The following is a 22,556-nucleotide window of genomic DNA, read 5'->3' as shown; positions in this document are numbered from 1 at the left end:
AACGGCAAGATAGGGAGGGGGCGCATGCGCGTCAATGAGCCGCGCAGTACCGAAAGTGTCGAAAGGCGGGGACGGATGAGCGAGTTGTGGCCGGTCGCGGATGCGCTGGGCTATCTCGCCGGGTCCTGGCTCGTCTCGCGGTCCGTGCGGGATCTGGCGAGCGGGGAGTCCGGGAAGTTCACCGGTACGACCGTTTTCCAGCCATCCGATTCCCCCGGGCTGCTGCACCTGGAGTCCGGGACGTTCACCTGGCAGGGCGTCGCCCGGCCCGCCTCACGCACCCTGCGGTTCCTGCCGGGAGCGACGCCGGGCTCGGCCGACGTCCGCTTCTCCGACGGGCGGCCCTTCCACGGCCTCGACCTCACGACCGGCCACCATGTCGCCGATCACCCCTGTTCCGCCGACCTCTACCGGGGCGAGTTCACGGTAGAGGACCCCGACCACTGGCTGACGGTGTGGCGGGTGGGCGGCCCGGCGAAGGACCTTGTCCTCACGACGCGTTACACCCGCCGGCCCTGAACTCACCCGAAATACAACGCCATCCACTGATCCGGCTTCTCCAGCGCCGCGAACCCCACCTTCTCGTACACGCCGTGCGCGTCGTGGGTCGCGAGCAGCATCCTGCGGATGCCGAACTGCGCGAGGTGATCCCGGACTCCGGCCACGAACGAGGTCCCGATCCCCTTCCCCCGCACACTCGGATCGACGTACACATCACACAGCCACGCGAAGGTGGCCCGGTCGGTGACCACCCGCGCGTACGCCACCTGCTCCCCCGAACCCACCGCGTACACCCCGAAGTTGAGCGACCCGGCGATGGCCGCGTCCTGCTTCTCCCGGTCCCTGCCGAGCGCCCAGTACGCATCGGTGGACAGCCACTTGTGCACCCGCTCGCCGTCGATGCGGCCGGTGTCGTGCGAGAACTCGTATCCCTCGGCGAGGGGGAAGGTGTCGGTCATGGGAGGAGGGTCGCAGGTGGGGGCGGCCGGCGTCGAAGGGGTTTGCGGGACCCACGGAGCCCACCCCACAGCCGCCTACTTGTAGTGGTCCTTCACCACCCGCGAGAACGCACCGATCGGGTCCGCCCTCACCTCGCGCGCCGCGAAATACACATGCCCCCGCACCTCGGGCCGGGCGTCCGCGAGGGTGAGGTGCCTGGAGAGTTCGGCCGGGTCCTGCCAGGGAGCGGCCTGCGCCGGATCGCCCGCCTTGTACAGCGCCTCGCCGATGTAGAGCTCCGTACGGCTGCCCTTCGCGACCTCCGCCCACCACGGCACCAGCTTCGCGTAGTCCGCCGCCGCGAAGCCGATGTTCCAGTACACCTGGGGGACGATGTAGTCGATCCAGCCCTCGCGCACCCACTTGCGGGTGTCCGCGAAGTTGTCGTCGTAGGACTGGGCGGCGCGGGTGTCGGAGCCGAGGGGGTCGGTCGTCTTGTTGCGCCAGACACCGAAGGGGCTGACGCCGAAGCGGGTGGCGGGGCGGACGGCCTTGATGCGGGCGGCCATGTCGAGGACGAAGCGGTCGATGTTGGCGCGCCGCCAGGAGGCGCGGTCGGGGAAGCCCTTGCCGTACGCCGTGTAGGCCGCGTCGTCGTCGAAGACCTGGCCCGCGACGGGGTACGGGTAGAAGTAGTCGTCGAAGTGGACGGCGTCCAGGGGATAGCGGCGTACGGCGTCGAGGATCGCCCTGCGGCAGAAGGCGCGGGCCTCGGGCAGCCCGGGGTTGTAGTACATACGCCCGCCGTACGTCACGACCCACTCGGGGTGAACGCGGGCGGGGTGCGTGGGGACGAGCTTCGTGGGGTCCGTGTGGTTGGCGATCCGGAACGGGTTGAACCAGGCGTGCAGCTGGAGCCCGCGCGCGTGGGCCCCCGCGACGGCCGTACCGAGCGGGTCCCAGCCGGGGTTCACGCCCTGCGTGCCGGTGAGGACGGCGGACCAGGGCTCGTACGGGGACGGCCAGAGCGCGTCGGCGGTGGGCCGCACCTGGAAGATCACGGTGTTGAGCCGGGACCGGACGGCGAGGTCGAGCCAGGAGACCAGCTCGGCGCGCTGCTGGGCCACGGTGAGGCCGGCCTTGGAGGGGAAGTCCCGGTTGGCGACGGTGGCGAGCCACATGCCCCGCATCTCACGCCGGGCGGACCCCCCGAACTCCCGCCCCGCCGCAGCCGCGTTCGTCGCCCCCGCCACCACCGACAGCGCCGCCACCGCGAACGCCCGCCGAGTCATTCGCCCCATAGCAGAACCCCTTGGAAACTCGATGTGCGGATCATCTCGGGGCACAGCATGCCCGACCCCGGCGATCGATCATCGATACTTGCTAGTAACGTGCACGTTCGGAGCAGGATCAGCACCGTGAGAGGAGCGATGTGACCGACATCGAACGCGTCGGAGTGGTCGGCTGCGGCCAGATGGGCGCCGGTATCGCCGAGGTCTGTGCCCGCGCCGGACTCGACGTGAAGGTCGCCGAGACGACCGGCGAGGCCCTGGAGTACGGCCGGACCCGGCTGCTCACGTCGCTGACGAAGGCCGCCGAACGCGGCAAGATCACCGAGGAGGAGCGGGACGCCACGCTCGCCCGCCTCAGCTTCACCACGGACCTCGGCGAGTTCGCCGACCGGGACCTCGTCATCGAGGCGGTCGTGGAGAACGAGCAGGTGAAGGCGGAGATCTTCCAGGTCCTGGACCAGGTCGTGACCCGCCCGGACGCGATCCTCGCCTCCAACACCTCGTCGATCCCGCTGGTGAAGCTCGCGGTCACGACGTCCCGCCCGGACCACGTGATCGGCATCCACTTCTTCAACCCGGCCCCGGTGCAGAAGCTCGTCGAGCTGATCCCGGCGCTGACCACCAGCGAGGGCACCCTCTCCCGCGCCCAGCTCTTCGCCGAGAAGCTCCTCGGCAAGCACGCGATCCGCGCCCAGGACCGCTCCGGCTTCGTGGTGAACGCGCTGCTGATCCCCTACCTCCTGTCCGCGATCCGGATGTTCGAGACGGGCATCGCGAGCCGCGAGGACATCGACAACGGCATGGAACTGGGCTGCGCACACCCCATGGGCCCGCTGAAACTGTCGGACCTGATCGGCCTGGACACGGTCGCGTCGGTCGCGCACTCCATGTACGAGGAATACAAGGAGCCCCTGTACGCCGCTCCCCCGCTGCTCCAGCGCATGGTGGACGCGGGCCGGCTGGGCCGGAAGTCCGGCGCGGGCTTCTACCCGTACGCCTGATCACGCACCGTCACCCGGAACGGGCCCGGCGCTCTTCGGAGCGCCGGGCCCGCGCCATTCACACACCGTGTGCGCGCCGGGCCCGCATATGCCCTCCGCACACTCTCCCGCCGCGCCCACCAGGGAGGTTCACTCTTCATGCGCATGCAAGGGATGGCGTTCCGTTACGGACCATCACGGATCATCGCGGAGAGGAGCGGAGAGGTGACCGGCGATCCGGAACATCCCACCAGGACGATGAAGGCTGAAGAACTCGCAGAGTTACGGCGCCGGCTCGACGTGGCGTACGCCCGCGTCGAGGGCGGCCTCGCTCTGCTGACCCACCGTACCGAGGAGACCGCCAAGGAACTCGACGAGCTGAACAGCCGGATCGTCACCTTGGAACACCGCCGCTGGCCGCTTCCCTCACTGGCCGCGGTCACGTCCATCGGCGCTCTGGTGGCCACCCTCTGGGAGAGGATGGGCCGCTAGACGTCACCCCAGCCTGAGGTGATGCAGGAGCATCAGGGCGGCGGCCATGTTCGCGGCCGGGACCTCCCCACGGGCGACCATGTCGGGGACGAGCTTGAGCGGGACCCACTCCCTGCGGTCCGACTCGAAGTCGTCGACCGGGTGTCCGACGTACTCCCCCTCGTCCGCCCAGTAGATGTGGTGGCGGGCGTCGGTGAGTCCGTTGGACGGCTCGACGGTCATCAGGTGGTGGAGAGGCCCCGGCCGCCAGCCGGTCTCCTCCTCCAGCTCCCGCGCCGCCGCGTACGCGACGTCCTCGCCGTCCTCGACGACGCCGGCCGCGAGTTCCCACCCCCAGCTGTCCGTAATGAAACGGTGCCGCCACAGGAGCAGCACCTCGTTCGCCTGGTTGACCACCGTCGCGACCGCGACCGGCCGCAGCCGGATGAGGAAGTGGTCCAGGTGCCGCCCGTCGGGCAGTTCGACGTCCGCGAGATTGACGCTGAACCACCGGTTCACGTACACGGCCTGTTCGTTTTTTTTCGTCCACTGCACGGTTCTGCCACCTTCCGTCGGGTAAGGGGCAATATCGCAGCAGGGGATGTGCGGCGGAGAGGTACGGAGGTGGGAGCGGGAGCACACAGGGGGCGGATCGGGGGTGAACCAGGGGGCGCTTTCGGGTACGCGGGCAGGGGCTAGTGGTGCGGCTTCCCCGTACGCCGCTCATCAGTCGTACGGGTACGGGTCTCCCTACAGCGGAACCCGCAGCGCCCCGTCGATCAGCTCGGCGGCCTCGGCCGTACCGGCGCCGCCGCTGCGGGCCAGGTGCTCGCGGACCTCGCGCAGCCGGTCGCGCAGCCGCTGGGACTCCATCCCCCGCGCCTGCTCGGCCATTTCGACGGCCGTGACGACCGCTTTGTCCGCGTTGCCCTGCCGCAGCTCGATCGTGCTGAGCATCGCGAGGCGGTGGACGCGGCCCCGGTCGTGCGCCGGGGTTTCGACGGCCGCGGCGGCGTGCTCGGCGGCGGCTGCGATGTCGCCGAGGCTCAACAGGGCTTCCGCGATCTGGACGTTGACCAGGCCCGGCTGGACGTAGCCCGTCTCGTCGGGCTCGTGGCCGCGCCGGATGCGGTCGGCCGCCGCCTCCGCGCGCCGGATGCAGGAGATCGCGCTCGTCCCGTCACCGAGGTGCGCGTACGCCTTCGCCTGCATCGCGTACAGGTCGGAGGCGAGAGCGGGGGTGATGTGCTTGCCGGCCGTCCGCAGCGCCGCTTCCGCGAACGCGACCGCCTGCCGGAACTCCCGCATGAACAGGGCCTGGTTGACGAGCAGCGCTATCACGTACGCGCCAAGTCCCCGGTCGCCGCTGGCCTTTGCCAGGCGCAGTGCCTGGTGGAAGTAGCGCTGCGCGAGGCCGTGCGCGTCCGAGTCGTACGCGCAGATGCCCGCGATCGCCACCAACCCGCCTGTCGCGCGGTGCAGTTGGCGTCCCGTCGCGTCCGTGTAGCCGCCCCTCAGCAGCGGGGCCGCCTCCGCGTTCAGGAAACCGACGATCCTCGCGCGCGTCGCCACGCCGCCCGCCTTGCGGTACATCTGCTCGTAGTGGGCGCGGGCCGCCCTCAGCATCTCGATGTCCCCGGCGGTCACGCGGTGGCGCCCGCCCCGGCTCACGTCCACGTCCTCCGGCGGGTTCTCCCACTCCCACACCGGCATCACCGCGGGGGTTCCGGTGACCGCCGGGGCCCCGAGGATGTGCGGGCGCTGCTGTTCGTCCGAGCGCCACAACGCCGTTGCTCGCTCCACGAAGCCCGAGAGTGTGCCCGAGTGGGGGGCGCCGGGTTCGCCCGGGACGCCGAGACCTATGTCGTCCAGCGTCACCGGGCGGTGCAGGCGCGCTGCCAGGACCTCGCAGATCAGGTCCGGGACCTGGCCTCTCGGGCGCTGGCCCTTCAACCAGCGGGCCACGGCGGTGTGTTCGTACCTGAGGGCCAGCCCTCGTCTGCGGCCCACCTCGTTGACGTGAGCGGCCAGGCCCGCGTGGGAGATGCCGGCTTCGTCGAGGATGGCGTCGAGGAGGGTGTTGGGCTGCATGCTGGCCCCCGTTGTGGCTCGGTGGGTCCAGCGTAGTGGGGGTGGGTTCACACGGGGTGTGAAGGGAGCGCTCGTGAATGTGGGGTGCGTACGGTTTTGGGGGGCGGGTCGGTGCCGGTTCACTGGAGTGCCTCCGGCCGGGGCGGCGGCTCCCCCTCGAAGTTGCGACGTCCCGGTCGGAGGGTGGGGGACTAAGGATGTGGGGCTAGAGGTGAGTTGTCGGGTGCGGGCCGGATGTGGCTGGTCGCGCCCCGCGGCGGAGCCGCTGATAGATGCTGCCCCGCGCCCCTGAAAGAGCTACCTGAGCGGGCGTTGCGAAGTGCCAGTAAGGCTGCGTCATCCCCTGGCCTTCCCGCCGTGTGTCGTAGGAGGTCCGTGAGGATTGTTGTCACCAACTCCCCTGGCGAACCGCCATGTTCCGCCGCCGCTCTCTCCAGCATGTACGGGAGCGGGAAGAAGCGGCCCCTCCTGTCCCTCGCGTCCTCCGCGCCATCCGTGAACAGGACCATCGACTCGCCAGGGAGGAGAAATCCGTGCTCCGCTGCCAGGTCGGCCGGCAGGGGGAACGGGCCCAGAGGTGGGAGGGGGTCCGCTCTCGAAAGGGGCAGCACCCGACTCCCCGTGATCAAGTACGGCCACGGGTGGCCGCAGTTCAGTGCCAGTACGCCGCCGTCCGCGCCGATCTCCAGCAACAGCACGGTGACGAACTCCTCCCCCACCGGACCCGACTCCAACTCCAGCCCGCTGGAGGGGTGTTCGGCGAGGGCGCGGTCCCGTAGGTGCCGGGCGAGCGTACGGTCCAACCGGCGTAGCACTCCCCCGAGTTCGGGCTCGTCGTACACCGCCTCCCGGAACCCCCCGAGCAGCGCCGCGACGGTCCCCAACGCCGCGAGCCCGTGCCCCCGTACGTCCCCCATCACGACCCGCACCCCGAACTCGGTGCCGACGACGTCGTACAGATCCCCGCCGACGGAGGCCCCCCGCTCGGCGGAAACCTGCACAGCGGCGACGCCGAGCCCCTCGACGCGGGGCGGCAAGGGCCGTAACACCACACTCTGGGCAACCCCGGCGACGTACCGGGCCTGCTTCAACTCCCGTCGCAGATGCAGCGCGACGGCACAGACCACCGCTCCCCCGACGAACGGACAGACCAACTGATACGAGGTGACCGCCACGGCCCCCCACATCACGGGAGTGACCACCCACCCCCACGACCGCCTGACGCTGAACATCCCCGACGGCCCCCCATCTAGGCCAGGAACGAAAACAGACCGGCCCCAATGAGACCGGTCTGCATTCTGTCGGCGGATGACGAATAGGGGCTACCGAGCAGGGACTTGTCACCCGTATGAGTGAAACCCCCTGAGCGGCAACGCCGCTCCAGGGGCGCGGGGAACTGCGCGACCAGCCGCAATCCACCCGCACCCGGCAGCGATACATCAACCCCGCAGAACAGCCCCCGTACGCTCCCCCGCGAGAGCAACAGCAGCATCCCGAGCGGCCGAAGCCTCATCAACCGTCAGTGTCCGGTCACCCGCACGGAAACGCAGAGCATAGGCGAGCGACTTCCGCCCCTCCCCCAACTGCTCAACGTTCTCGTACACATCGAACAACCGAACAGCCTCCAGCAACTCCCCGGCCCCCTCCCGAAGCGCAGCCTCGACCGCAGCAGAAGGAACCCCGCTCTCCACCACCAGCGCAACATCCTGCGTGGCAACGGGGAACGACGAGATCCGAGGCGCCTCAAGAAGCCCCACCCCGGCCGCCTCCACCGCGTCCAGGTCGATCTCCATCGCAGCAGTACGCGCAGGCAGCCCGAACGCCTTGACCACCCGAGGATGCAGCTCGCCCGCATACCCCACGACGGTCTCACCGATCACGAACTCGGCGCACCGACCGGGATGCCAGGGCCCGTACTGCCCCTGCCGCACCACAACCTCCGCCCCGGCCTCACGCACGACCAACCGCCCCGCCTCGACCGCATCGGCCCAGTCCGCAGGACGCCCCTTGCCCCACCACCCGGCCTGCTCCCGAGCACCGGCCAGCACAACCCCCACATGCCGAGGCTGAACCGGCAACACGGCGTCCAGAGACGCGAGTTCCTCATCCGTGGGCCGCCGATCGACCGGCAACACCGCAGCGACGGCCTGCTCTTCCCGAGGATGGAACACCAACCCCGTCTCGAACAGGGCGAGATCATGAGCCCCCCGCCCGTCGTTACGCCGCAGCGCCCCGAGCAACCCGGGCAGCAACGACGTACGAAGCGCGGGCTCCTCGTCATTGAGCGGATTAGTCAGCTTCACAACCCGGCGATGAACGTCGTCCGCGTCCAGCAGCAGCTGATCGAAGACCTGCTCCCCGATGAACGGGTAGGACGGCGCCTCGACATACCCGGCCCCGGCCAGCGCACGGCCCACCCGGCGATGCAACCGCTGACGCCCGGTCAGCCCCCGCCCGGCGGGCGGCTTCGGCAGCGTGGAGGGCAGGTTCTCGTACCCCTCCAGCCGAATGACCTCTTCCGCAAGGTCGTTGGGCGCGGCAAGGTCGGGCCGCCAGGACGGAACCGTCACGATCAGCTCGTCCTGCCCGTACACGTCGCAGCCGATCTGCTGCAACCGCCGTACGACGGTCTCGCGCCCGTACACGACGCCCGCGACGCTGTCGGGATGGTCGGCCGGAATGCTGATCGTGTGCGGCGCGGACGGCGAGATGACCTCGGTGACGCCCGCCTCGGCGGTACCACCGGCAAGCAGAACGAGCAGGTCGACGGCGCGCTGGGCGGCTGCGGACGCGGCCTGCGGGTCGACGCCCCGCTCGAAGCGGCGGGACGCCTCGGACGACAGCTTGTGGCGGCGGGCCGTGCGCGCGATGGCGACCGCGTCGAAGTGGGCGGCCTCGATGACGACGTCACCGGTGGCCCCGTCGTCGTCGATCTCCGTGTTCGCACCGCCCATGACGCCCGCGAGGCCGATGGGCCCGCGCTCGTCGGTGATGACGAGGTCCTCGGAGTGCAGGGTGCGCTCGACGGCGTCGAGGGTGACGAGCTTCTCGCCCTCGGCCGCGCGGCGGACGCCGATCGTGCCCTGGACGCTGGCGCGGTCGTAGGCGTGGAGAGGCTGGCCCAGCTCCATCATCACGTAGTTCGTGACGTCCACGGCGAGGGAGATCGGGCGGACCCCGACCTTCTGGAGGCGGCGGGTCAGCCAGATCGGGGAGCGCGCCTCGGAGCTGAGGCCGGTGACCGTGCGGGCGGTGAACCGGTCGCAGCCGAAGGGGTCACTCACCTGCACCGGGTAGCCGTACGCGTTCGGTCCCGGCACGTCGAGGAGCGCCGGGTCGCTGAGCGGCAGGCCGTACGCGATGGCCGTCTCGCGGGCGACGCCGCGGATGGACAGGCAGTCGCCGCGGTTGGCGGTGACGGCGATGTCGAGGACCTCGTCGACGAGCTGGAGCAGCTCGATGGCGTCCTTGCCGATCTCGGTCTCGGGCGGCAGGACGATGATGCCCTTGGTGCCGTCGTCGCCCATGCCCAGCTCGTCGCTGGAGCAGATCATGCCGTGGGACGTCCTGCCGTACGTCTTGCGCGCGGCGATCGCGAAGTCGCCGGGCAGGACCGCGCCCGGCAGGACGACGACGACCTTGTCGCCGACGGCGAAGTTGCGGGCGCCGCAGACGATCTCCTGCGGCTCGCCGGTCCCGTTGGCGGTGCCGACGTCGACGGTGCAGAAGCGGATCGGCTTCTTGAAGCCCTCCAGCTCCTCGATGGTGAGGACCTGACCGACGACGAGGGGGCCCTTGAGGCCGTCGCCGAGCTGCTCGACGGTCTCGACCTCAAGGCCTGCGGAGACGAGTTTGGCCTGGACGTCACGGCCGGTCTCGGTGGCGGGGAGATCGACGTACTCCCGCAGCCAGGAAAGCGGGATACGCATCAGATCTCACTCCCGAACGGCCGGGTGAAGCGGACGTCACCTTCGACCATGTCTCGCATGTCTTCGACGTTGTGGCGGAACATCAGCAGGCGCTCGATGCCGAACCCGAAGGCGAACCCGCTGTACTTCTCGGGGTCGACGCCGCAGGCGGTCAGCACCTTGGGGTTGACCATGCCGCAGCCGCCCAGCTCGATCCAGCCCTCGGAGGAGCAGGTGCGGCAGGGGCGGTCGGGGTTGCCGACGGACTCGCCCTTGCAGACGTAGCAGACCATGTCCATCTCGGCGGACGGCTCGGTGAACGGGAAGAAGTTCGGCCGCAGCCGGGTCTTCATGTCCGGGCCGAACAGGGAGCGGACCATGTGGTCCAGGGTGCCCTTGAGGTCGGCCATGGTGAGGCCCTCGTCGACCGCGAGCAGCTCGACCTGGCGGAAGACCGGGGTGTGCGTGGCGTCCAGCTCGTCCGTGCGGTAGACGACGCCGGGGCAGATCACGTACACCGGCAGGTCGCGGTCCATGAGGGAGCGGATCTGCACGGGCGAGGTGTGGGTGCGCAGCACCTGGCCGGAGTCGGCGGTGCCGTCGGCGGCCTGGACGAAGAAGGTGTCCTGCTCGCCGCGCGCCGGGTGGTCGGCGCCGATGTTCAGGGCGTCGAAGTTGAACCACTCGGCCTCGACCTGCGGGCCCTCGGCGACCTCGTAGCCCATCGCGACGAAGACGTCCTCGATGCGCTCGGAGAGGGTCGTCAGCGGGTGGCGGGCGCCGGCCGGGATCCGGTCGTACGGCAGGGTGACGTCGACGGCCTCCTCGACGAGGACGCGGGCGTCGCGCTCGGCCTCCAGCTCGGCCTGGCGGGCCGCGAGCGCCTTGTTGACGGCGCCGCGCGCCTGGCCGACGAGCTTGCCCGCGGCGGCCTTGGCCTGCGGGGGGAGCGCGCCGATCTCGCGGTTGGCGAGGGCCAGCGGGGAGGTGCCGCCGGTGTGGGCGACCTTCGCCTCCTGGAGGGCGTCGAGCGAGGTGGCGGCGGCGAAGGCGGCGAGCGCCTCGTCCCGCATGCGCTCGACTTCTTCCGGTTTCAGGGCCTCGACCTCTACTGGGTCGTACGACTTATTCGGTGCCGACATCTCTTCCCGTGCTTCCGATTGCTGGCTGGAGTCCCCGTGACCGGCTCCGCTGAGCTCTGTGGGACACAAAGGTGCCAAAGGCCGAGTCTAACGGGGTGCGGATGTTCGAACGCGCCCGTGGCGGCCTAGCTCAGATAAGCAGGCGCTGCCACGGGCAACGTAAATCGGAACTGTGCGCCGCCCTCGGGGGCGCGGCCGACCGTGATGACGCCGCCGTGGGCCTCGACGATGCCCTTGACGATGTAGAGCCCGAGGCCCGTGCCGCCGCGCTTGCTGCCCCGCCAGAAGCGGGTGAAGACGCGGTTCATGGACTCCTCCGGGATACCCGCCCCCTCGTCGCTCACGGTGACCGACGTGCCCGTGTCCTCCCCCTCACGGGGGGACGCGGCGGACGTGACGTCTATCGTGACGGTTCCCTCGCCGTGGCGCACCGCGTTTTCGATGAGGTTGCTGAGCACCTGGTCGACCTTGTCGGGGTCGGCCCACAGCGAGGGCAGGGGATGGCCGATGCGCAGGAGGAAGCGGTCGGCGGGGAGCCCGGCGGCGACGTACGCCTGGATGTGACGGCCGACGGCGGCGCCCATGTCGACGGGCTGGCGGCGGACTTCGAGACGGCCCGAGTCGATGCGGGAGATGTCGAGCAGCTCGGCGATGAGGCGGGTGACGCGGTCCGCGTCGGCGTCGACGGTCTCCAGCATGAGGCGCTTCTGGTCGTCGGTGAAGCGCTCCCACTTGGCGAGGAGCGTCGCGGTGAAGCCCTTGACGGAGGTGAGGGGGGAGCGCAGTTCGTGGGCGACCGTGGCGATCAGCTCGGCGTGGGAGCGCTCGGTGCGGCGGCGGGCCTCGGTGTCGCGCAGACAGACGACGACACTCTGTACGGGGCCGGCGGGGCGGTCGCGGACGTAGCGGGCGGAGACGAGGAACTCGCGTCCGCCGGGCAGGAGCAGGTTGCGTTCGGGCTGGCGCACCCGGGTGGCGAGGCCGCCGTACGGATCGGTGAGCTGCCACCAGCGGCGGCCCTCCAGGTCCTCTAACGGCAGCGCCTTGTCCAGCGGCCTGCCGAGGACGTCGGCCGCCGCGGTCGCGGTCATCCGTTCCGCGGCGGCGTTGAAACAGACGACCAGGCCGCGCTCATCGGCGACCACCAGGCCGTCCGGCAGTTCGTCCGGCCCCACCCCGGGCGGCCACCACACCCTGCGGGCTTCCGGCGTACCGCTCGTGACCGCACTCATCCTCGCACCCCACCTCCCAGACGAGGACCCCCGAGCACGTCACCCTACAAGTTCTCGGTGACGCTGCGGCACCCTCCTGAGGCGCGCTGTGCACGGGCTGACGCATAGAGACATACGGCGGCGGCGGTGGCCAGGTTCAGACTTTCAGCCTTTCCGTGGATAGGGACGCGCACGACGGCGTCCGCGAGCCCCCTGGTCTCCTCCGGGAGCCCCCACGCCTCGTTCCCGAACACCCAGGCCGTCGGGCCGCCCATCGTCCCCTTGTCCAGCTCGTCGTCCAGGTCGTCCTGACCCGCCCCGTCGGCCGCGAGAATCCTGACCCCGGCCGCCTTCAGCCCTTCCACGGCCCGCTCGATCGGCACACCGACGGCGACGGGGAGGTGGAACAGCGATCCGACGGACGCGCGTACGGCCTTAGGGTTGTACAGGTCCACCGAGGCATCGGTGAGGACGACGGCCTCCGCGCCGGCCGCGTCCGCGCACCGCAGGACCGTACCGGCGTTCCCGGGGTCGCGTACGTGCGCGAGGACGGCGACGAGCCTCGGCCGGGCGGCGAGGATCTCCTCGAAGGGCGTGTCCAGGAACCGGCAGATCCCGACGAGGCCCTGCGGGGTGACGGTGGTGGAGATGTCGGCGACGACCTGCTCGTCGGCGAGGTGGACCCGTACGCCCGCGTCCCGCGCGTCCCCGACGACGTCGGCGTACCGCTCGGCCGCCTCCACGGTCGCGAACAGCTCGACCAGCGTCCCCTTGGCCGCCTCCCGCACCGCCTGCGGCCCCTCCGCGAGGAACAGCCGCTCCTTGCTCCGGAAGTTCCGCTTGGCGAGCCGCCGGGCGGCGGCGACGCGGGGGGAACGGGGGGAGATGAGCTCGGGGGTCAAGGGGGGCATGGCTTCTCTCACCTCAGGAAATTCGGTTCCGCACTCAGCACAACGGACCCGCGGGGAAAACCCACGGGTCCGTCAAGTTACGTCGGCCTAGGCCAGCGCCAGCGTCACGCGGCCTTGGGGGCGTTCACGTCGGCCGGAAGCGCCTTCTGGGCGACCTCGACGAGCGCGGCGAACGCGTTGGCGTCGTTCACGGCCAGCTCGGCCAGGATCTTGCGGTCGACCTCGACGTTCGCGGCCTTCAGACCCTGGATGAAGCGGTTGTACGTGATGCCGTTCGCGCGGGCAGCGGCGTTGATGCGCTGGATCCACAGCTGACGGAAGTCACCCTTGCGCTTCTTGCGGTCGTTGTAGTTGTAGACCAGCGAGTGGGTGACCTGCTCCTTGGCCTTGCGGTACAGGCGCGAACGCTGACCACGGTAGCCGGAGGCTGCTTCGAGGATCGCCCGGCGCTTCTTGTGGGCGTTGACTGCCCGCTTGACGCGTGCCACTTGTTAACTCCTTGTAGCGGGGCCGTGGTTGGACTCACACGACCCGGTATCGATGGGGTCCCGGTGTAAGGCGTAGGGCGCTAGGCGCCGTACGTCACTTGCCGAGAAGCTTCTTGATCTTCGCGGCGTCGCCCGGGGCCATCTCGGCGTTGCCGGTGAGGCGGCGCGTCACGCGGGACGACTTGTGCTCAAGCAGGTGGCGCTTGCCGGCGCGCTCGCGCAGCACCTTGCCGGAGCCCGTGATCTTGAAGCGCTTGCTGGCACCGCTGTGCGACTTGTTCTTCGGCATGGCGCCGTACTCTCCTCGTCGGTGGCGCTCCGGTGCCCGGTCGTGAAACCGGGCACGGGGTGGAGCGTCGCTGTTCTGTCGGTTCGATCCGGGGGACTCGCGTCCCGTGGATCACGCCTCGGCGGGAGCCTCGGCAGGGGTCTCGGCGACCTCGTCGATCTCGACGGCGTCGTCGTCGAACTCGTCGGTCTCGTCGAACTCGTCGGTCTCGTCGAGGTCATGGACGTCGGCGTTCACGGCGTCGGCGTCGGCGGCGTTCTGCGAGCGGCCGGGGTTGGCCTTCGCCTCGGCCTTGCGGGCCTCCTGCGCCTGACGTGCCTCGGCCATGGCCTCGGTCTTCTTCTTGTGCGGACCGAGAACCATGATCATGTTTCGGCCGTCCTGCTTCGGGTTCGACTCGATGAACCCGAGGTCCTCGACGTCCGAAGCGAGCCGCTGGAGCAGGCGGTAGCCCAGCTCCGGGCGGGACTGCTCACGGCCGCGGAACATGATCGTGATCTTGACCTTGTCGCCCTGCTTGAGGAACCGGACGACGTGACCCTTCTTGGTGTCATAGTCGTGCGGGTCGATCTTCGGCCGGAGCTTCATCTCCTTGATGACCGTGTGCGCCTGGTTCTTGCGCGCCTCACGGGCCTTCATGGCCGACTCGTACTTGAACTTCCCGTAGTCCATGAGCTTGCAGACCGGCGGGCGGGCGTTCGCCGCGACCTCGACCAGGTCCAGGTCGTACTCCTGCGCAAGCTCCAGTGCCTTGGCCAGGGGGACGATGCCCACCTGCTCGCCACTGGGACCGACAAGTCGCACCTCGGGAACGCGAATCCGGTCGTTGATGCGGGGCTCGGCGCTGATGAGTCCTCCTCGGTTGCACCACGCGACTCCCTCCGTCGGGCGCCGCGTAACGTCTGTCTCTTAAAGACCTTCAACCATGCCGAGGCAGAAAAAATGCCCCGGACGATCACATGCGGGGTTCCTCGAACTACCGGAACACCGCCGCGGGGATCGCGGGGCGTACTCATCGGACGGCGGCGCCCCCACGAGGGACGGCCGTCTGACCGGTGACCCGCCGCCCCTGGGGGTGGTCGGGTGGGAGTTCGAAGCCTCCACTTGTGGGCCGGGCACAGTCATGCCCAGCCGGTCGTTCTCCAACGTTAACAGTTCGCGTCGGTGCTGGCCAATCCGGGCTCCGTGGTGGACCCTGTGCCGCCTCCCCCTATCGTGTTCCCCATGAGTGACAACCCCGACTTCAACGAAATGACCCGCGACATCGCCGAGGTCCCCGCCGTCGAGGTCATCGTGACGGTCGCCGTCAACCTCATGAGCGCGGCGGCGGTCAAGCTCGGGTTGACCGAGGAGGGCGAGAAGTTCAAGGATCTCGACGAGGCGCGGAAGTTGATCAGTGCGCTGGCGGGGCTTCTTGACGCGTCGGCCACGGAGATCAGTTCGTTTCATGCGGCGCCGTTGCGGGACGGGTTGAAGTCTCTTCAGCTGGCGTTCCAGGAGGCTTCTGTTGTGCCGGACGAGGTGGGGCAGGGGCCGGGCGAGAAGTACACCGGGCCGGTTTACGGCTAAGACGGGTTGAGTTTCGGCTGCCGGCCGGTGGGGGCTGGTCGCGCAGTTCCCCGCGCCCCTAAAAGACCCGCAGCGGGCCGGCGGTCGAGCGTCACGCTCGTACGAACAAAGGCTCACCCGGCGGGTTCGCCTCCGGCGGCAGCAGCGCCAGGTCCAGGCCCCGCACCAGCCTCGCCCTCAGCCTTTCGTCCGCCGCCAGGCGTTCCGCCACTGCTTGTGCCGTCTTCGCCGGTACGGCGTCGTCCGTCAGGACCAGTGCCAGTGTGCCGTCCGACTCTCCCGGGCCCAGGTACGCGCGCTGGACCGCCGGTTCCGATGCCACTGCTGCCCGTACCGCCTCGCGTACCGCCGGGTCCTCCAGTGGGTTCGTTGTTGTGCGGCCCTCCGCCAAGGCCAGCAGGGTTTGGCCCGTCAGTTCGAAGGGGATCGGGCCCGCCAAGTCCAGGATCACCGTGTCCGCCTTTTCGTGGGCCGCCGCCTCCAGGGCCTGGTGGAGGCGGACCGGTACCGGGCGGGCCTGGGGGTCCCACTGGGACAGGGACGCCGTCGATGTGAATGCCGGGAGTGCCTTGCGCGGGCCCGCCTTCAGCGTGGGGATCGCCATGTCGCTCGTTTTTTCGTGGCGTAGGCCGTTCTCGTCCTCCTCCACCTCGCCGAGGACCGCCACCACCGGGACCAGGAGGCGCGCGGTCTTCAGGGCCGTGAGGATCGCGGGGACCTTCGTGCGGTCCTGCGTCCATGCCGCGAGCGCCGCCGTGAGTGCCGGGTCGGCCGTGCCGTCGTCGTCGGGGAAGCCGGGGTCGGGAATGTTCTTGTTCGCCACGGTCGTCGACCCTATCGGGGGGATGCTGCTGCGGTTGTGCGGGGCCGGTAACCCCGTGGTCACCGGTTTCACAGTTTTCTCAGGAATCCCTGACACGGCTCTAACGTCCGTCTCACGGGAGACACAGCCACCGCCCCCAGCATCGCGGGATGGAGCCCTCCAGAGCCGTACGCCGCCACCGCGCCCGCTCCTCCTCCCGGCGCCGGACACTCCTGCTGTCCATGCTCGCCGTCATCGCGATGGCCTGCGGGACGGCGTACGTGAAGACCCACGACGACGGTCACGGCACCCCCGTATCCTCGGCCCCGGCGGCGACGTCCTCGCCGGCCGCGCGTACCCAGGAGGAGCCTGTGCCGGAGCCCGACCGCACCGCGTCGCTGAAGACGGCGATGGGGGCGATCAGCGTCCCCGGTGACGCCGCCGTGTCCGTGGGGGTGCTCGATCTGGCCTCCGGGGACAGTGCCGTGTACGGGGAGGCCGCGTTCGACACGGCCAGCATCGTGAAGGTCGACATCCTCGCGGCGCTGCTGCTCCAGGCGCAGGACGCGGGACGCAAGCTCACCGCGCAGGAGAGGTCGTACGCCACCCTGATGATCGAGAACAGCGACAACGACTCGGCGAGCGCCCTGTGGAACACCATCGGCCAGGCGGAGGGCCTCGACGCGGCCAACGACCGGTTCGGGATGACCGGTACGGAGGGTGGGGAGGGGGCGTTGTGGGGGCTCACGCAGACGACTGCCGCCGATCAACTCGCGCTGCTTCAGCAGGTGTTCGGGGAGTCGTCGAAGTTGAGTGACGCTTCCCGTGAGTACGTCCGTGGGCTGATGGCGCAGGTCGAGGCGGATCAGGCGTGGGGGGTGTCGGCTGCCGCGCAGGGGGCGGGGTGGGCGCTGAAGAACGGGTGGCTCGCGCGGAGTACGACGGGGTTGTGGGATGTGAACAGCATCGGGCGGGTGTCGGCTGGGGGTGGGGGGTATCTGGTGGCGGTGTTGTCGGACGGGAGTGTGAGCATGGCGGCGGGGGTGTCGCTGGTGGAGGAGGTGGCGCGGGCGGCGGTGGGGGCGTTCGCGGCGGGGGCGTAGGGGGTGGCAGCGGTGGGGCGATGGGGCTTGGTGCCCTGCGGCCCGCCCCGCCAAGGTCGTACCGCTAGAACTCCGTACGCCGCCGGCCCCGCCACAGCACCACCGACGCCACCAGCAGCACTCCCCCGGCGCCTCCCGCCAGCGGGCCCGCCCAACCCGACGTGTCGGGGTCGTCCTTCTCCTTGTCGGGGCCCGTGCCGAAGTACTCCTTGCCGTACGACTGGGAGGTCAGGCCCTCCGGCTTGAGTTTCTCGGCGGCCCTGATCGCGGCGGCGGGGTCGATGAAGCCGTAGCCCCGGGAGTCGTCCCGGCCGCCGGTGGGGGCGTCGCGGGCGGTGGACTCCAGGACGTTCTTGATCTGCGCCGGGGTCAGGCCGGGGTGCGCGGACTTGATGAGTGCGACCGCGCCGGAGACGAAGGCCGCCGCCGCGCTTGTGCCCCAGCCCTCGTAGTACTTGTGGTCGGGGTCGGCGATCACGACGTCCACGCCGGGGGCGCTGACCGTCGCGTACCAGCGGCGGGTGGAGAAGGAGGCGCGTACGCCGTTCTTGTCGACGGCCGTCGCGGCGATGACGCCGGGGTAGGCGGCCGGGTACGAGATGTGGTCGCCCTTGTCGCCGCCGTTCCCTGCGGAGGCGACGACGACCGAGCCCTTCTTCAGCGCGTACTGGACGGCCTCGTCCTCGGCGGGCTCGGGGTGCGCGGACTCCGAGTCGTCGCCGAGGGAGAGGTTGATGACGTCGGCGCCCTGGTCTGCGGCCCAGCGGATGCCTTCGGCGAGGGCGTTGCCGCGAGTGTTCCTCGCGCGCGTGCGGGCCGGGTCGCCGTCCTCCAGGATCACCCTGACGGGGAGGATCTTCGCCTCCGGGGCGATGCCCATGACGCCGTCGCCGTTGTCGTACCCGTGCCCGTGGCCTGCGATGATCCCGGCCATCGCGGTACCGTGCCGGGCCCAGGCCCGCTGCCCCGGCACGGCCCCGAACCCGACGAGGTCCTTCGCGGGCAGGACATTGCCGTCGAGGTCGGGGTGATCGGCCTCGACGCCGGTGTCCAGCACGGCGACGGTGATCCCGGCGCCCTTGGTCGTCCGCCACGCCTCTTGCGTGTGCATCGCTTCCAGGGCCCACTGCTGGCCGCGTATGCCGTCGGCGTAGGCGGTGGTCGGGGGGACGAGGGCGACTGCGGCGGCGAGGAGACAGCCGAGGAGGGCGGCGCGGCAGGTGGTGCGGCGGCGGGTGGTGAAGGGGGGTGGGGTGTGCATGGTGGGGGTGGCGGTGGGGTTGCTTGTGGCGGGGGGTGGGTTCGTTCGGCGGGTGTGTGCGGCGGGCGGGGGCTCGGGGTGGGGGCCGCTCGGGGCGGGGGGCGGAGCGGTCGGCGGTGAGTCTCCGCAGCGAGTACCCGTGTCGGCCCGGCGGGTGTGCGGGGCGGTCGGTGAATCGGTGTGGTGGCTGCTCATGGCCGGGACCGGGGTCGCTCGGCGGGTGTGCGGAGCGGTTCGCGAGTCGGTGGGGGCGTTGTTCGTTGCGGGGGGCGATTCGTTTCCGTGGGTGGTCATGACGGCTGCTCCGTCGGGGCGGCGGCCTTGCGCAGGGTTCGTTCGATGCGGTCCGCGAGGCCCTTGGCCTCGTTGCCCAGGCCCGACTGGGCCACGGACGACGTTGCGCCGGTCGCGGTCGCCTCGGCGGCGGGCTGGGGGGTGTCGACCGTGCGGTTGTCCGCCCAGCCGGATACGGCGTAGACCACCACGGGCGCGTCCGTCAGGACCGACACCGTCCATGACGCGCGCTGTGCGGTGCCGAAGCGGGCGGCGAGGGTGTTCGGGGCGGCGTACGGGCGGGGCATCAGGTCCGTACGGCGGGCCAGGCCCTCCTTCTCGAACCTCGTGTCCAGCTCGCGCATGCGGGTCGCGTCGGCGGTCGTGAACAGGAGGCCGACGGTGGTGACGTAACTCTGCGTCGCGTCCACGTACGTCGCCCGCAGGAGGCGGTCGCAGCCGACCGGGGCGAGGACCTGTGTGAGCAGGGGGTCGAACGCGTTCGCGCAGCCCGCGTCCGGGGCGACGCCGATCCTCGTCCACGTCCTGTCCGCGCCGCCGGGGCCCGCGCCCTGTCCGTCCACCGTCACCGGGAACAGCTGGTCCACGGGGACGCTGTGCCAGATCGCCCCGGCCGCCGCGTAACTCCCGCTGGCCGCCGCCGCGTTGTCCCCGACCAGCCAACTACCGGTGACCGCACCGCCGATGAGACCCAGACCGAGGACGACGCAGGCGGCTGCGGCGGCTATGCGGCCACGGGCGAAGGGGGGTTGGGGGGCGACGCCTTCGAAGCGCTCACCGAAGGCGGGGGCCGTCGGGGGGGTGGGGGTGGCGGTCCAGGAGAGGGAGGGGTCGGGGGTGAGGTGGGGGGGCAGGGGGGAGGGGGAGGTGCGGGGAGGTGTGGGGTGGTTGGGGGTGTGGTGGGGGGCCGAGGGGGCGGCGGGGGTGCCTGAAGGGGCGCTGAAGGAGGTCGGGGATGCCATGGAGGCTGGGGGCGCTGTGGAGGCTGGGGGTGCTGTGGAGTTCGAAGGCGCGGCGGAGGCCGGGTGCGCTGCCGAGTTTGAAGGCACGGCGGAGGCCGAGGGCGCTGGCGAGTCCAGGGGCGCCATGGAAGTCGGGGGCGCTGCGGAGGCTGGAGGCCTGGCGTTGCGGGCGGCGCCGGGGGTGTCCGTCGTGGGCTGCGGGGCCGGGGGGCGGGGGGATCCGCCGGTCGCGGGAGCCGGGTGCTCGCCGGCGCGCCCGGAGGAGGTCGGGGGCGTCGGGTTCGGGACGGTCGTGGGCGACGGCATCGGGGGGTTCTGTTCGGGGGTGCCACGGGTGGTACCGGGCCGCGCGGACTTGGGTGGGGTGGAGGGGCGCGGGGGGATGGGGTGGGTGGGTTCGGCGGCTTGGGAGGGCTGGCTCTCGGACGCGGGAGTGGCGGCCGGGCGCGGCGGGGGGACGGGGCGCTCGGAAGCGGGCTCCGTGGCCGGGCGGCGCGACGGGGCTACAGGACTCTCCGACGCAGGCCCCGTGGCGGGGCGGGCTGCGGCACGGTGGCTCTCCGGCACGGGCCCCCTGGCTGGGCCGGGCTCAGCGCGGCGGCCCTCCGGCGCCGGGGCGTCTGTCGGACGCGGTGAGACAGCGCGGCTCTCCGACCCCGGGGCGGTGGTGGGACGAGGAGAGGCAGGACGACTGCCCGACCCGGGCGCAGTGGCCGAGCGAGACTCGACACGGTGCCCCTCCGACGCGGGAGTGCCCGCCGGGCGCGGCGGAACAGAGGAGCTCTCCGACCCGGACGCAGCGCCGGAACGTGGCGAGGCAAAGTGACCCCCCATCCCAGACCCAGACACCGAGCCGGACTCAACGCGACGCCCGTCCGACGCGGGCCCCGAGGCCGAGCGTGGCGGGACGAAGGGACTCTCCGGCACGGGCCCCCTGGCTGGGCCGGGCTCAGCGCGGCGGCCCTCCGGCGCCGGGGCGCCTGCCGGACGCGGTGGGACAGCGCGGCTCTCCGACTCAGGCGCGGTGGCCGGGCGCGGTGGGGCGACAGGGCTCTCCGACTCAGGTGCCGTCCCCGGGCGGGGCTCAGCGTGACGTCCATCCGACGCGGGTCCTGCGGTCGGGCGCGGTGCGGTGTGGTGGTTCTCCGGTGTCGGGGGGCCGGGCAGGTGAGGGGTTGTGGCTCGGCCGGGCTCTGCGGGCCGGGTGCCCTCGGGGGCCTGGGTGCGGGGTGAAGTGGTCCAGCTATCAGGGTTCGGGGTGCTGGAGTGCGGTGCGGTGTCCTGGTGCTTCGTCGCCGGAGTGCCTCGTCCGGCGTCCTGGCCGGAAGCTGCGTACGGCGCCCTGGACGCCGCGTATGACGAGCCCGCCCCGGGCACCGCCGGGTTCCCCGGGCGCGGGGAAGCGCCGTACGGGGAGGCGGCCTGGTCGGAACCCTCAGCGCCGTACGACGAAGCAGCCCGGTCAGACCCTTCGACGCCGTACAGCGAAGCAGCTTGGTCGGGACCCTCGGCGCCATACCGCGAAGCAGCCCGGTCGAACCCCTCGGCGCCATACGACGAATCGCTCCGCCCCGAAGCATCCGCGCCGTACGACGAAGCCACCCGCCCCTGAGCCCCAGCACCCGACGAGAAGGCCCGGCCCTCCTCCTGCGCACCGGAGCCGGAACGGCGGGGCGGCATGCCGGAGCCCTCTTCCTGTACCGAGCCCGAGGAGGTCGGACCTGTCCCGGAGTCCGGGCGAGACGAAGACCCCGAGGTCCCTCCCGAGCCCGAGCCGCCTGCCACGGAGCCGGGGCGGGACGGAGAACTCGGGGCCTGTCCCGAACTCGAAGAAGTCGGACCTGCCACGGAGCCGGGATGGGACGGGGACGCCTGGGCCTGCCCTGAACCTGAAGAAAACCGACCTGCCACGGAGCCGGGGCGGAGTGGAGAGTCCGAGGGCTGCCCCGAGTCTGAAGAGGTCTGACCTGTCACGGAGCCCGAGCGGGACGGAGAACCCGAGAACTGTCCCGAGTCTGAAGAAGCCCGACCTGCCACCGAGCCCGAGCGGGACAGAGGCTCCGGAGCCCGTCCCGAGTCTGAAGAAGCCCGACCTGCCACCGAGCCCGAGCGGGACGGAGGCTCCGGGGCTCGTCCCGAGTCCGAAGTGGGCCGGCCAGGGGCGCGTGGAGACTCCGAGGGGTGTGCCGAGTCCGGAGGGGTGGAATCCGTCGCAGGCCCGGAGCGGGTCGGGGCCTCCGAGGTCCGTCCCGGCGCGGAACCGCCCCGCTCCGGCGAGGCGGAAGCCGCGTACGACACCTCCGGCGCGGACCGAGGACGCGGCGGCACCGTGGGGCGCGGTGGGGTGGCGTCGTCCTGCGGCCGGTCGTCGTATGCCGGCGTCGGACGGGGTGAGGCCGTGCCGCCCGAGGGGAACGGGACGTCGAACTCGGGGGGACGTACCGAGGACGTCGGCGTCCAGGCCGGAGTGTCCGTCGGGACCGGGCGGGCAGGCGACTCACCGGAAGGGCTGCTCGGCGGAGCCATCCGGCTACGCGAGAACGGCGTCCAGGCACTACCGGAAGCGGGCGAACCCGGAGTGTCACCGCTCGACGCCTGCGCGGCACGGGAGACGTACGGACGAACACCGTCGACGCTGAACGCTGCGCTGGACAACCCGGCGTCGGAGGAAGCGCCGCCAGGAAACGTGCCGTCGGCGCTCAACCCAGCCTCGGAGAAAGCGGCACCGGCACCGAAGTCCGCGCCAGAAGACGTACCGCCACCGCCTGGCTGCGCCCCCCGCCTGCCCCCACCCTCACCCGGCCGAGGAGCCGAAGGCGCCACGTCCGGAAACCGGGCAGAAG

Annotated in this window: 20 protein-coding genes; 5 read left to right on the top strand and 15 right to left on the bottom strand. The window is 71.1% G+C overall.

Going from position 1 to position 22,556, the window contains the following annotated elements; all coding sequences use genetic code 11:
- Window positions 1–75 precede the first annotated feature (75 nt).
- Window positions 76–519: a DUF6314 family protein gene (locus J8M50_RS16255; protein ID WP_010350248.1), complete on the top strand. Its 444-nt coding sequence runs from the start codon at window positions 76–78 to the stop codon at window positions 517–519.
- A gap of 2 nt (window positions 520–521) precedes the next feature.
- Here J8M50_RS16255 and J8M50_RS16250 read toward each other — a convergent pair whose 3' ends face one another.
- Window positions 522–959 (bottom strand): GNAT family N-acetyltransferase, encoded by a 438-nt coding sequence (locus J8M50_RS16250; RefSeq protein WP_010350250.1) that lies wholly within the window; start codon window positions 957–959, stop codon window positions 522–524.
- 75 nt (window positions 960–1,034) lie between these two features.
- A complete protein-coding gene (locus tag J8M50_RS16245) occupies window positions 1,035–2,240 on the bottom strand; it encodes a glycoside hydrolase family 10-like protein (RefSeq protein ID WP_029183345.1) in 1,206 nt (401 codons plus the stop codon).
- Between the two features lie 131 nt (window positions 2,241–2,371).
- Here J8M50_RS16245 and J8M50_RS16240 point away from each other — a divergent pair, with 131 nt between their 5' ends.
- The gene (locus J8M50_RS16240; RefSeq protein ID WP_010350252.1) at window positions 2,372–3,232 is read left to right on the top strand and encodes a 3-hydroxybutyryl-CoA dehydrogenase; all 861 of its coding nucleotides are present in this window, start codon (window positions 2,372–2,374) and stop codon (window positions 3,230–3,232) included.
- A gap of 204 nt (window positions 3,233–3,436) precedes the next feature.
- Window positions 3,437–3,703 carry a hypothetical protein gene (locus J8M50_RS16235; RefSeq protein WP_010350253.1) on the top strand — a complete coding sequence of 89 codons (267 nt, stop codon included), beginning with the start codon at window positions 3,437–3,439 and terminating at the stop codon, window positions 3,701–3,703.
- A 3-nt stretch (window positions 3,704–3,706) separates the two neighbouring features.
- On the opposite strand, the gene J8M50_RS16230 is transcribed toward J8M50_RS16235, so the two are convergent.
- The 10 genes from J8M50_RS16230 to infC form a co-directional block, all read right to left on the bottom strand.
- On the bottom strand, window positions 3,707–4,237 hold the full coding sequence (locus J8M50_RS16230; RefSeq protein WP_010350254.1) for an NUDIX hydrolase: 531 nt from the start codon (window positions 4,235–4,237) through the stop codon (window positions 3,707–3,709).
- Between the two features lie 195 nt (window positions 4,238–4,432).
- Window positions 4,433–5,773 (bottom strand): NsdA family TPR-like regulatory protein, encoded by a 1,341-nt coding sequence (locus J8M50_RS16225; protein ID WP_010350255.1) that lies wholly within the window; start codon window positions 5,771–5,773, stop codon window positions 4,433–4,435.
- Window positions 5,774–5,964: 191 nt separating this feature from the next.
- Window positions 5,965–6,948, bottom strand: a complete 984-nt coding sequence (locus J8M50_RS16220; RefSeq protein ID WP_306044932.1) for a PP2C family protein-serine/threonine phosphatase — start codon at window positions 6,946–6,948, stop codon at window positions 5,965–5,967.
- A 264-nt stretch (window positions 6,949–7,212) separates the two neighbouring features.
- Window positions 7,213–9,702 (bottom strand): phenylalanine--tRNA ligase subunit beta, encoded by a 2,490-nt coding sequence (gene pheT, locus J8M50_RS16215; protein WP_010350257.1) that lies wholly within the window; start codon window positions 9,700–9,702, stop codon window positions 7,213–7,215.
- On the bottom strand, window positions 9,702–10,823 hold the full coding sequence (gene pheS, locus J8M50_RS16210; protein ID WP_010350258.1) for a phenylalanine--tRNA ligase subunit alpha: 1,122 nt from the start codon (window positions 10,821–10,823) through the stop codon (window positions 9,702–9,704). Before pheS ends, pheT begins: the two co-directional genes overlap by 1 nt.
- A 125-nt stretch (window positions 10,824–10,948) precedes the next feature.
- The gene (locus tag J8M50_RS16205) at window positions 10,949–12,055 is read right to left on the bottom strand and encodes a sensor histidine kinase (RefSeq protein ID WP_010350259.1); all 1,107 of its coding nucleotides are present in this window, start codon (window positions 12,053–12,055) and stop codon (window positions 10,949–10,951) included.
- Between the two features lie 44 nt (window positions 12,056–12,099).
- Window positions 12,100–12,945, bottom strand: a complete 846-nt coding sequence (locus J8M50_RS16200) for a TrmH family RNA methyltransferase (protein ID WP_010350260.1) — start codon at window positions 12,943–12,945, stop codon at window positions 12,100–12,102.
- Between the two features lie 104 nt (window positions 12,946–13,049).
- Window positions 13,050–13,433, bottom strand: coding sequence for a 50S ribosomal protein L20 (gene rplT, locus J8M50_RS16195; protein WP_010350261.1), 384 nt, complete (start codon window positions 13,431–13,433; stop codon window positions 13,050–13,052).
- 94 nt (window positions 13,434–13,527) lie between these two features.
- Complete coding sequence (gene rpmI, locus J8M50_RS16190) at window positions 13,528–13,722, bottom strand: 50S ribosomal protein L35 (protein ID WP_003977225.1); 195 nt, start codon at window positions 13,720–13,722, stop codon at window positions 13,528–13,530.
- A 111-nt stretch (window positions 13,723–13,833) separates the two neighbouring features.
- On the bottom strand, window positions 13,834–14,571 hold the full coding sequence (infC, locus tag J8M50_RS16185; RefSeq protein ID WP_075661806.1) for a translation initiation factor IF-3: 738 nt from the start codon (window positions 14,569–14,571) through the stop codon (window positions 13,834–13,836).
- A gap of 375 nt (window positions 14,572–14,946) precedes the next feature.
- Between infC and J8M50_RS16180 the strand changes: the two genes are divergently transcribed.
- Window positions 14,947–15,291: a DUF1844 domain-containing protein gene (locus tag J8M50_RS16180; RefSeq protein WP_050987105.1), complete on the top strand. Its 345-nt coding sequence runs from the start codon at window positions 14,947–14,949 to the stop codon at window positions 15,289–15,291.
- 91 nt (window positions 15,292–15,382) lie between these two features.
- Here the strand turns inward: J8M50_RS16180 and J8M50_RS16175 are convergent, their stop codons facing one another.
- Window positions 15,383–16,114 (bottom strand): SseB family protein, encoded by a 732-nt coding sequence (locus tag J8M50_RS16175; RefSeq protein WP_010350266.1) that lies wholly within the window; start codon window positions 16,112–16,114, stop codon window positions 15,383–15,385.
- A gap of 149 nt (window positions 16,115–16,263) precedes the next feature.
- On the opposite strand from J8M50_RS16175, the gene J8M50_RS16170 reads away from it, so the two are divergent.
- Window positions 16,264–17,196 (top strand): serine hydrolase, encoded by a 933-nt coding sequence (locus J8M50_RS16170; RefSeq protein ID WP_029183347.1) that lies wholly within the window; start codon window positions 16,264–16,266, stop codon window positions 17,194–17,196.
- 64 nt (window positions 17,197–17,260) lie between these two features.
- Here J8M50_RS16170 and mycP read toward each other — a convergent pair whose 3' ends face one another.
- Both mycP and J8M50_RS16160 read right to left on the bottom strand, forming a co-directional pair.
- Window positions 17,261–18,457 (bottom strand): type VII secretion-associated serine protease mycosin, encoded by a 1,197-nt coding sequence (mycP, locus tag J8M50_RS16165; protein ID WP_010350268.1) that lies wholly within the window; start codon window positions 18,455–18,457, stop codon window positions 17,261–17,263.
- A gap of 290 nt (window positions 18,458–18,747) precedes the next feature.
- Window positions 18,748–19,713 carry a hypothetical protein gene (locus J8M50_RS16160; RefSeq protein ID WP_223786212.1) on the bottom strand — a complete coding sequence of 322 codons (966 nt, stop codon included), beginning with the start codon at window positions 19,711–19,713 and terminating at the stop codon, window positions 18,748–18,750.
- Between the last annotated feature and the right edge of the window lie 2,843 nt (window positions 19,714–22,556).

It is taken from the genome of Streptomyces acidiscabies (genome assembly GCF_020010905.1).
In the GTDB taxonomy this organism is placed as follows: Bacteria; Actinomycetota; Actinomycetes; order Streptomycetales; family Streptomycetaceae; genus Streptomyces; species Streptomyces acidiscabies.
Note: the sequence above shows the minus strand (reverse complement) of the source record. Positions and strands in the feature narration are given on the sequence as shown.

What these genes read in the sequence shown, in the direction of transcription:
- J8M50_RS16255 (WP_010350248.1), top strand. Translation starts at nt 76, where the DNA reads ATGAGCGAGTTGTGGCCGGTCGCGGATGCGCTGGGCTATCTCGCCGGG.
- J8M50_RS16250 (WP_010350250.1), bottom strand. Translation starts at nt 959, where the DNA reads ATGACCGACACCTTCCCCCTCGCCGAGGGATACGAGTTCTCGCACGAC.
- J8M50_RS16245 (WP_029183345.1), bottom strand. Translation starts at nt 2,240, where the DNA reads ATGGGGCGAATGACTCGGCGGGCGTTCGCGGTGGCGGCGCTGTCGGTG.
- J8M50_RS16225 (WP_010350255.1), bottom strand. Translation starts at nt 5,773, where the DNA reads ATGCAGCCCAACACCCTCCTCGACGCCATCCTCGACGAAGCCGGCATC.
- pheT (WP_010350257.1), bottom strand. Translation starts at nt 9,702, where the DNA reads ATGCGTATCCCGCTTTCCTGGCTGCGGGAGTACGTCGATCTCCCCGCC.
- pheS (WP_010350258.1), bottom strand. Translation starts at nt 10,823, where the DNA reads ATGTCGGCACCGAATAAGTCGTACGACCCAGTAGAGGTCGAGGCCCTG.
- J8M50_RS16205 (WP_010350259.1), bottom strand. Translation starts at nt 12,055, where the DNA reads ATGAGTGCGGTCACGAGCGGTACGCCGGAAGCCCGCAGGGTGTGGTGG.
- J8M50_RS16200 (WP_010350260.1), bottom strand. Translation starts at nt 12,945, where the DNA reads ATGCCCCCCTTGACCCCCGAGCTCATCTCCCCCCGTTCCCCCCGCGTC.
- rpmI (WP_003977225.1), bottom strand. Translation starts at nt 13,722, where the DNA reads ATGCCGAAGAACAAGTCGCACAGCGGTGCCAGCAAGCGCTTCAAGATC.
- J8M50_RS16180 (WP_050987105.1), top strand. Translation starts at nt 14,947, where the DNA reads ATGAGTGACAACCCCGACTTCAACGAAATGACCCGCGACATCGCCGAG.
- J8M50_RS16170 (WP_029183347.1), top strand. Translation starts at nt 16,264, where the DNA reads ATGGAGCCCTCCAGAGCCGTACGCCGCCACCGCGCCCGCTCCTCCTCC.
- mycP (WP_010350268.1), bottom strand. Translation starts at nt 18,457, where the DNA reads ATGCACACCCCACCCCCCTTCACCACCCGCCGCCGCACCACCTGCCGC.
- J8M50_RS16160 (WP_223786212.1), bottom strand. Translation starts at nt 19,713, where the DNA reads ATGGCATCCCCGACCTCCTTCAGCGCCCCTTCAGGCACCCCCGCCGCC.